The sequence below is a fragment of the Gluconobacter sp. P1D12_c genome (assembly GCF_018812105.1).
In the GTDB taxonomy this organism is placed as follows: domain Bacteria; phylum Pseudomonadota; class Alphaproteobacteria; order Acetobacterales; family Acetobacteraceae; genus Gluconobacter; species Gluconobacter oxydans_A.
In genome coordinates, this window is the sequence record NZ_JACSIQ010000392.1 from 1 (window position 1) to 479 (window position 479).

Sequence of the window (479 nt, forward strand, 5' to 3'; positions counted from 1 at the left end):
CCGGCTGCCACGCATCAAGATTACTGATCTTCTGCTGGAAGTGGACCGCTGGATCAGCTTCACCGACTGCTTTACCCATCGCCGTTCCAGCCGTGTCGCGGATGACAAAAACGCCCTGCTGACGGTGATCCTGGCGGATGGGATTAATCTTGGTCTGACACGCATGGCCGACACCTGTCAGGGTGCCACCCTGCGCCAGTTGGCGCATCTGCATGACTGGCATATCAGCGAGGCCGGATACGCCGAAGCCCTTGGCCGTATGGTTGCAGCCCATCGTGGGCTGCCCCTGGCGTCACTCTGGGGAGACGGCACATCGTCCTCAAGTGATGGTCAATTGTTTCATGCAGGTGGCAGAGGCTCTGCGATCAGCGATAGCAATGCGCGCAATGGCTGTGACCCGGGCGTCAGTTTCTACACCCACATCTCCGATCAGTATGATCCGTTTTCGACCCGGGTGATTGCGGCGACGGCCGGTGAAG

The 479-nt window shown here is 59.5% G+C and carries 1 protein-coding gene; it reads left to right on the plus strand.

What is annotated here, in order from left to right; genetic code table 11:
- Positions 1 to 479: Tn3 family transposase (locus KP705_RS17325; protein WP_215765173.1), on the plus strand; the 479-nt coding region annotated here is incomplete at both ends.